Source organism: uncultured Anaerococcus sp. (assembly GCF_963510915.1).
Taxonomy (GTDB): domain Bacteria; phylum Bacillota; class Clostridia; order Tissierellales; family Peptoniphilaceae; genus Anaerococcus.
In genome coordinates this window covers 1-7,284 of record NZ_CAUPHG010000078.1, presented here as the reverse complement: position 1 = coordinate 7,284, position 7,284 = coordinate 1, and the positions used below count along the sequence as shown (strand labels likewise).

Annotated in this window: 7 protein-coding genes; 3 read left to right on the top strand and 4 right to left on the bottom strand. The window is 35.4% G+C overall.

Going from position 1 to position 7,284, the window contains the following annotated elements:
• Positions 1-226: 226 nt before the first annotated feature.
• From RQ893_RS07035 to RQ893_RS07020, 4 genes are all read right to left on the bottom strand, one after another.
• Positions 227-1,102, bottom strand: a complete 876-nt coding sequence (locus tag RQ893_RS07035) for an IS3 family transposase (RefSeq protein ID WP_311482342.1) — start codon at positions 1,100-1,102, stop codon at positions 227-229.
• 73 nt (positions 1,103-1,175) lie between these two features.
• Complete coding sequence (locus RQ893_RS07030) at positions 1,176-1,853, bottom strand: helix-turn-helix domain-containing protein (protein ID WP_311482341.1); 678 nt, start codon at positions 1,851-1,853, stop codon at positions 1,176-1,178.
• 757 nt (positions 1,854-2,610) lie between these two features.
• The gene (locus tag RQ893_RS07025) at positions 2,611-4,248 is read right to left on the bottom strand and encodes a hypothetical protein (protein ID WP_311482340.1); all 1,638 of its coding nucleotides are present in this window, start codon (positions 4,246-4,248) and stop codon (positions 2,611-2,613) included.
• A complete protein-coding gene (locus RQ893_RS07020) occupies positions 4,241-4,966 on the bottom strand; it encodes an ABC transporter ATP-binding protein (RefSeq protein ID WP_311482339.1) in 726 nt (241 codons plus the stop codon). The genes RQ893_RS07025 and RQ893_RS07020 overlap by 8 nt, the downstream gene beginning before the upstream one ends.
• 500 nt (positions 4,967-5,466) lie before the next feature.
• Between RQ893_RS07020 and RQ893_RS07015 the strand changes: the two genes are divergently transcribed.
• From RQ893_RS07015 to RQ893_RS07005, 3 genes are all read left to right on the top strand, one after another.
• Positions 5,467-5,826 carry a GntR family transcriptional regulator gene (locus RQ893_RS07015; protein ID WP_311482338.1) on the top strand — a complete coding sequence of 120 codons (360 nt, stop codon included), beginning with the start codon at positions 5,467-5,469 and terminating at the stop codon, positions 5,824-5,826.
• A complete protein-coding gene (locus RQ893_RS07010) occupies positions 5,823-6,506 on the top strand; it encodes an ABC transporter ATP-binding protein (RefSeq protein WP_311482337.1) in 684 nt (227 codons plus the stop codon). Before RQ893_RS07015 ends, RQ893_RS07010 begins: the two co-directional genes overlap by 4 nt.
• Positions 6,506-7,284 (top strand): hypothetical protein (locus RQ893_RS07005; protein WP_311482336.1); only part of this gene is annotated, 779 nt, incomplete at its 3' end. The genes RQ893_RS07010 and RQ893_RS07005, both read left to right, overlap by 1 nt.

The window sequence follows — 7,284 nt, the reverse complement described above, 5'->3', positions numbered from 1 at the left end:
TACATTCCGCTTAAAATATTATTAAATTATTCCGTGTTTACGGGTTCAGGTCATTATGACTCCTGTTTTTTTATCCAAGATAAATTATTATTTTTTTCTTATCCGAGATAAGTTATCTATCTTTTAAATAATTATTCTATTTACTATTGAATCTTCGTAACTGGGGAGTCCCAGGGGAACGTTTCGCACGTTTATGGTACCCCCAAAAAGTTGTACTTTTAATTTATCATCTATGAAAATATGAATTAGCGTGATTTTTAATTACTAATCCCTTTTCTATAGAAAAGGGAGATTTATTAAATTTCACGCTTGGTTTATTATTTTCATTGTATAGCCTATATTCAACTGGACTCATGTAGTTTAATTTTTCTTTTATGCGTCTATTGTTGTAGTAGTCTATATATTCTATTATTGCTGTTTCTAATTCTTCATAGCTGTAGAATGTTTTTTTGTTGTACATTTCTTGTTTTATCAATGAGAAGAAGTTTTCCATTATTGAGTTGTCTAAACAATTGCCTTTTCTTGACATTGATTGTATTATTTCGTTGTTTTTTAGTTTGTTTACATACCTTGGTATTTGATACAACCACCCTTGATCTGAGTGGTATATTACTTCTTTTTGATCTTTTGTTACTTGCATTGCTTTGTATAGGGCTTTTTCTATTGCTGCATAGTTTGGCTTTTTGCTTATTGAGTAGCTTATTATTTCGGAGTTGTACATGTCTAGATATGGGTTTAAGTACAGTTTCTTTATTTGGTAGATGCCTGTTTTGTCTTTTTCATAGTATTTAAATTCTGTTGTGTCTGTTGTTATTTTTTTGTGTGGTTTTTCTGATTTAAAGTTCCTGTCTATTAAGTTGTCTGCTACTTTTCCTATTTTTCCTCTGTATGAGTTGTATTTTCCGTTTCTCTTATGGTATGTTTCTACTTGAAGATTGTTTTCTTTTATTATTCTATGGACTTTCTTTATGTTTATGTGCATGGTTTTGCTTAGATATCCATGGATTCTTTTGCATCCCCAATCTTCATGTTCTTTTCTTATTTCTAGTATTTTTTCTAGTATTTCAGTGTCTGGTTTTTTTCTTTTTCTTTTCTTTGCCAGTACATGTAGGTTGACCTACTTATTTTTACGACTTTTAGTATGTCTTTTAATTGATATTTCTCACGGAGACTGGTTATGATTTTGCAGATTGATTTGGTTTGTTTATATTTTTTATCGCTTCCGCTAAGTCTTCTTCTATTTCCAGTCTCCTTAATTCTTTTAAATAGTCATTTTCTATTCTCAAGTGGAGGTTTTCTTCAAGAATTTCTTGTATTTCTTTTTCGCTGTATTCTTTTTTCTTTTTATCTTTTTTCATGGCTAGATATTCTTCCTTTAAATCTATTGTTAGATTCGTTTTAGGGAAGTTTTTCTTTTCTTGAAATTTCTTTATCCAAGAACCTACAGTTTTTGAATCTCTTATTCCAAATTTATCGGCAAGTTCCCTAAAGTTTAAATCTTCTGTTAAAGCATATTTTATCACACTTTGCTTTAACTCTAAAGGATATTCTTTAGTTTTAGAACTTTCTATTCCACTTATTCCAAAAAGCTTATATTTTCTTATCCATTCTCTTATGCTTTTGGAGCTTCTTATTTCGTATTTTTTTGCTAAATCACTTAAACTTATTTCTGTTCCTTCGTATTCTTTTATTACTTTTTTCTTTAGTTCTATACTATATTTTTTCATGTAGCCTCTTTTCTTGCTACAACTTTTGGGGAGTACTACACGTTCCCCAACTCGACTCCCCAGACCCCTTTCGGCTACCCCCTCCGGGCGACCCCTCTCGGGGGGCAAGGAGTTTGCCTTTGGCAAACTATTTATATAGCGGTTCCGCTGTTTATGTTGAACTATCTTTTAACTTTTTTGACATTCAGTCGGCTAAAATTTGATAACTCGCTATCGCTCAAACAATCAAATTTTTATACGCCGACTTCATTTTCAAAATACTCGATATTAAAATTAAATATCTTCGTTTTAAAATAAATACTAATCTAGCAATGTTTGGCGAAGCCAAACGAGCCTAGAAATTGTTTATACCTCGAGACTAATTACCTAATCTACCAAGCCATAAATTCTAATCAAAAAGCCCGTTAATAAAATCGCATGTCTGAGCGTTAGCGAGTTTGCGATTTTTAGGGCTTTGATGATTAGAATGATAGTAAGGATATACGAAAAACTAATTCAAGGTCATCCCCTCTAAAAAAGAGGTTTGCCGTAGGCAAACTTCTGGTTTCGCACTCCGCTTAAGGAGCAGTCGGGGGTGTAGCCGAGAGGGGTTTAAGGGGAGGCGGGTGAGGGGGCATCTGCCGCCCCCTCGGGCCTCCCCTTTGAACGGAGGGGGCATGTAAATGACCTTGGAAATTTAAAAAGGTAAGTAATCTTTTTAGGACCAATGCTCCTATTCGTCGCATCGTTCCTAAAAAATTACATAAGGTTTTTCATAAATTTCTACTGCGGTGCTTCGCACCTTGAGAAATTTTGAAAAACGTAAAAACTTTGCTTACAAAGTTTTTACTACCATTAATCTCGGATTAACAACAAAAGATAATTTATCTCGGATAAAAAAACATTAATCTCTTATTTTAAAGGTCTTAGACCCAAATTTCACTATCAAAATATTCACAATAATTATAAAGGCAAGGATAGAACCACCGCTTACCATCAATATCATCTTGTAATCCATATCTCTAACAATAAAGGCACCATAGATGCAAAGATAATAAACAACCGCATTTATAGCTCCCGAAAGCTTACTTACGAGGATGCCCTCTTGGTTGTAGGGTTGGATTAGGTAATATTTGGCAAGGGCAAGGCTGGTGAAAAATGTGGTCATTAAAAGAATATAGGCGATAACGACCAAATTATTTATCCAAAAAATCTCTCCCTTATAGGCCATGGCAACCATATAGGTTGCAAAGACTGCCGCCGCTGGAATCATATTGATTGCAAGCATGGACCTAAATCTCAATCTGTACATGGCAAGGAGCATTTCACCTTTCCTATAAAAACCATAAGGCAAAAGGCCCTGGTCGCAGTTTAGGTACATGGCATTTATGACCTTATCCTGCCTTGAAAGAATGTAGGTCAAAAAAGGCATGGCCCTGATTGTTAGCTCGAAAATCCCATCTGCCGTTAAAGTTTCCTTAAAAACTGTAAAGAAAAATACTCCAAGTCCGATTACTGGCACAGCCAGAGACTTTATTATGACTGGCTTTGTGATGAGCCTCTTGTGCCTTATAAAAAACAAGGAATTAAGGAAGGCTAGGCCCTTTTTCTGGTAAAGGCCTTTTTTATTTTTGACTTCTATATCCTTATCCTTTAGCTCGTAGGACTTGGATTCGCTTAGGTCAAGCTCTGAAGCCACATCATATTCTTCTACAGACTCTTCAATAACCTGGTCAAAAGAATCGAATTTCCTAAGTCCATTTAGGCCGTAGATGAAAAGAATAAGTGAAAATCCAAATATTATTCCAGTCGCAATCCTTAGGTCAAAATGACCTGTAATCACAAGTCCCATGACAAGAATAGGGATTAAAATAATAAAGGCAACTTGCAAAAGTCCATTATCCAGAATTCCCTTTTTATGTTTGAGTTTGTATTTCATCCAGAAAACCGAAGCCCCTGTTTCTAAAAAATAGACAGCGAAACTCATCAAAATCGGATAAATAAGGGAAATTTTATTTATCAAGCTAAAAAATATAGCAAAAATTAGAGTCCTTCCTATTAGCCTCATGGCTGGCTTGTAATACAAAAATATCTTGTAAGAAGATGCGGGGGCTATATGGTATTGGGCAAAATATTTACCAATTCCAGGCCCATTGTCGTAGATAAAATTCCTAAAAATCCCTGTCGCAAAATAGAGAATTACAGGCACCATAAGTCCCATAAGATAAGATGTCAATTCAGCTTTGCTTGCCAAATCTACCGCAAAAATCTCTCCACCAATTTTTTTAAAAATCCAACCATAGGTGATAGTTGTGAATAAATAGGCGATTACAAAGGATAAAAGACAACCCAAAATTTGCTTTATGAGGACAAAAATTGGATAAAAGGCGTTCATAATCTCCTTTATTTCAAAAAACCTATACTTATCCCCTAGTTTTTTGCCAATTAGGGGAAGCTTTCTTATACCATAAACCATCATGTTAAAAGCTTCGGTAAGGGCGATTTTTTCGGCTAGGATGTAGGTCCTTAAATCCTTATTCATGATCATTTCCTAAATGTTCTTTTTCGCCAGCTAAGATTGATATTAACTTGTCCTCAAAGTCAGGGTCCGCAAGATATGAATCATCAAGGCCTGATAATTTTTTCTCTGATAAAAGGACAATCTTATCGCAAATATCCTTAGCTAGTTGCAAAATATGGGTTGAGAAAATCATGATGTGGTCCTTGTGGATTTGCCTGATTATTTTTTTCATCTGGAGGGAAACAACCACATCAAGACTTGTAAGTGGCTCATCCATGAGGATTATCCTTGGTTTTAGGATCAAAAACATGAGCATTTGAATTTTGTTTTTCATACCTGTCGAATAGGACTGGATTAGCCTGTGGCTGTCTTCCTCGTCAAAATCAACTAGGTCTAGGTAGTAGTCGATGTCCTTTAAATCCTTGATATTTTCCCTATTGGCATCTATAAAAAATCTTATAAACTCATAGCCTGTCAAAAATTTTGGTAAATCTGGCTCTGCCACCATCATAAAGACATCGTCATAAGACACAGGAGTCTTTTCCCCATTTTCTTCAAGATAAATCTCTCCAGCATCTTTCTTGATAGCTTCGGTAATAAGCCTAAAAAGCGTAGTCTTACCTGCCCCATTTCGTCCCAAAAGTGCATAAACAGTGCCTTTTTCAAAGTCATATGAAGCATCCTTTATTACTTCCTTATCATCAAAGGACTTGGATAAATTTTCTATAACTAATTTCATATTCTTCCTCATTTGCTTTTCTTTTATAACTAATTATTTATATTTTACCATCACTTGGTAAAGAAAATAAATTTTAAATTCATATAAAATCTCTTTGTATATATGTATCTCGCATTTATAAGATTTCTCGTCGCTTTGCTCCTCGAAACGGCGGAGAGGTCGGTTTCTTCGAAAAATTCTTCATGCACCGTCCCTAATGGGAATACAGCCCGTCGGCTCGAGGAGACCACAGTGAGCAAAGCGAACTGATGGCAGCCCTTAATCGAGGCTTTTCGAGGTGAACTCTTTATCCGGAACGGATAAGAGCGAGCCCGAAAACTACCGTCGACAGAGAGAACGAAGTGAACGACGAGGGAACTTATAAAATCAACATTTTCTCATATATGAGCTTCTCCACTTACAAAAATAAGATTTTTAAAAAATAAATTTGACATTGTATTAAGGACGTAGTACACTTGTATTAAGATAATAGTACAGCGATACAAAGAAAGAAGGTTTGTATGGATTTTGATAACAACCGACCTATCTACATCCAGCTTTTGGAGGATTTTAAGATTAAAATTTCCACAGGCGACTGGCAGGCCGGAGATAAAATCGACTCAGTGAGAAATCTCGCCACAGCCTACAAGGTAAACCCAAATACCATCCAAAGAGCCCTAGCAGAGCTTGAAAGAGAGGGTCTTTGCGAAAGCCAGAGGACAATCGGCAGGTTTGTAACAGAAGATAAAAGCAAAATAAAATCACTTTCAAACAGAGCCTTTACAAGCTTTGCAGATGATTTTATAAATGGGATGGAATCTTTAAATATCAAAAAAGATGTGGCCCTAAGAGATTTGAGAGAATATTGGGAGGAATTATGATAGAAATTAAAAACTTAAAGCTCAAGTACGGCGGAAAATACGTCTTAGAAGAATTTAATTTAAACTTAGAAAAAGGTAAGATTATCGGTCTTGTCGGTGAAAATGGAGCAGGCAAGTCATCACTTATGAGAATAATCGCAGGTCTTGAGAAAAATTATGATGGAGAGATCCTAATAGATGGCGAAATACCAGGCGGCGAAACAAACGCACTTATCTCCTACCAACCCGACCACCTTCCCTTTGATGATTTCATGACAGTAATTGACATAGGAAATATTTACGAAAAATTCTACGACGACTTTGACTCAGAAAGCTACTACAAGATGATTGATTCATTTTCTATAAAAAGAAATCTAAAAATAAAGGAATGCTCAAAAGGAATGAAAGATAAGGTCCAAATCGCAGCCACCCTTGCGAGAAAAACCCAAATCTACCTCCTAGATGAGCCAATGACAGGTATTGACCCAAAAGCTAGGTTTGAGATGCTAAATACAATTATAGAAAATTTCAATCTAGAATCAACTCTAATCATTTCAACCCACCTAATTTCTGAGATTGAAAAAATCCTCGACGAAGTAATCATAATCTCAGATGGCAAGGTCCTTGCTCATAAGGCAGTTGATGAGATAAGAGAAGAACAAGGCCTAAGCCTTGAAGAATATTTTAGGGAGGTCCTCTAATGGGAAAATTATTTAGACAAATTTTTAAAGAAGATATAAAAAAGGTCATGGCCTGGATGCTGTCACCCCTTCTAATAGCAATCCTAGGAGTCTTTGTCTATAAGTTGACAGATTTCCGCCCAATATCCATTATAATTGTCTTAAGCGGATCAGTTATGACCTTTGCCCCTCTCATTTCCCTAGCCAGCCTTAATGATAGTGACAACAACAGGTTTTACGGCAAAAAAGCAGCCTTCTATACATCACTACCATTAAAATCGAGCGAGATAACAGGGGCTAGACTTATAAACTACCTAATTATGGGACTTGTAATAGGAATTTTTTCCATATTTAACTTTTTGCTTATAGGCATAACTAGCGATAACGGACTAGATCCCCTAGAAATATTGAAATACCTAGGTCAAAGCATTGACTTAAATATTTTTATCAGCATGGTAAAATTCCTAATTATTATCGCCTTGTTTTATGCGATTTTTGCCCTAATTATGATGGCAGCTAATACACTTGGCGCATCACGTCCCCTTAACAAAATGGGTAGATCAGCAAAGTTAGTCCTTTTCGTAGCCTTGATTTTATTCCAAGGATATGTATATGCAAAATTGATTAGTGGACTTGGAAACACAAGCTTAATCAAATTTAAGGAATATTCAACTAATTCAGCCACATTTTCTATAAATATGCTAGATTTAAACTGGTCATCTTTTGCGATTATCATCCTAATTTTAGGAGCCTTTGCCCTAGCCTATTTCGCCCTAGTAAATTATTTCCACAAGGAGAA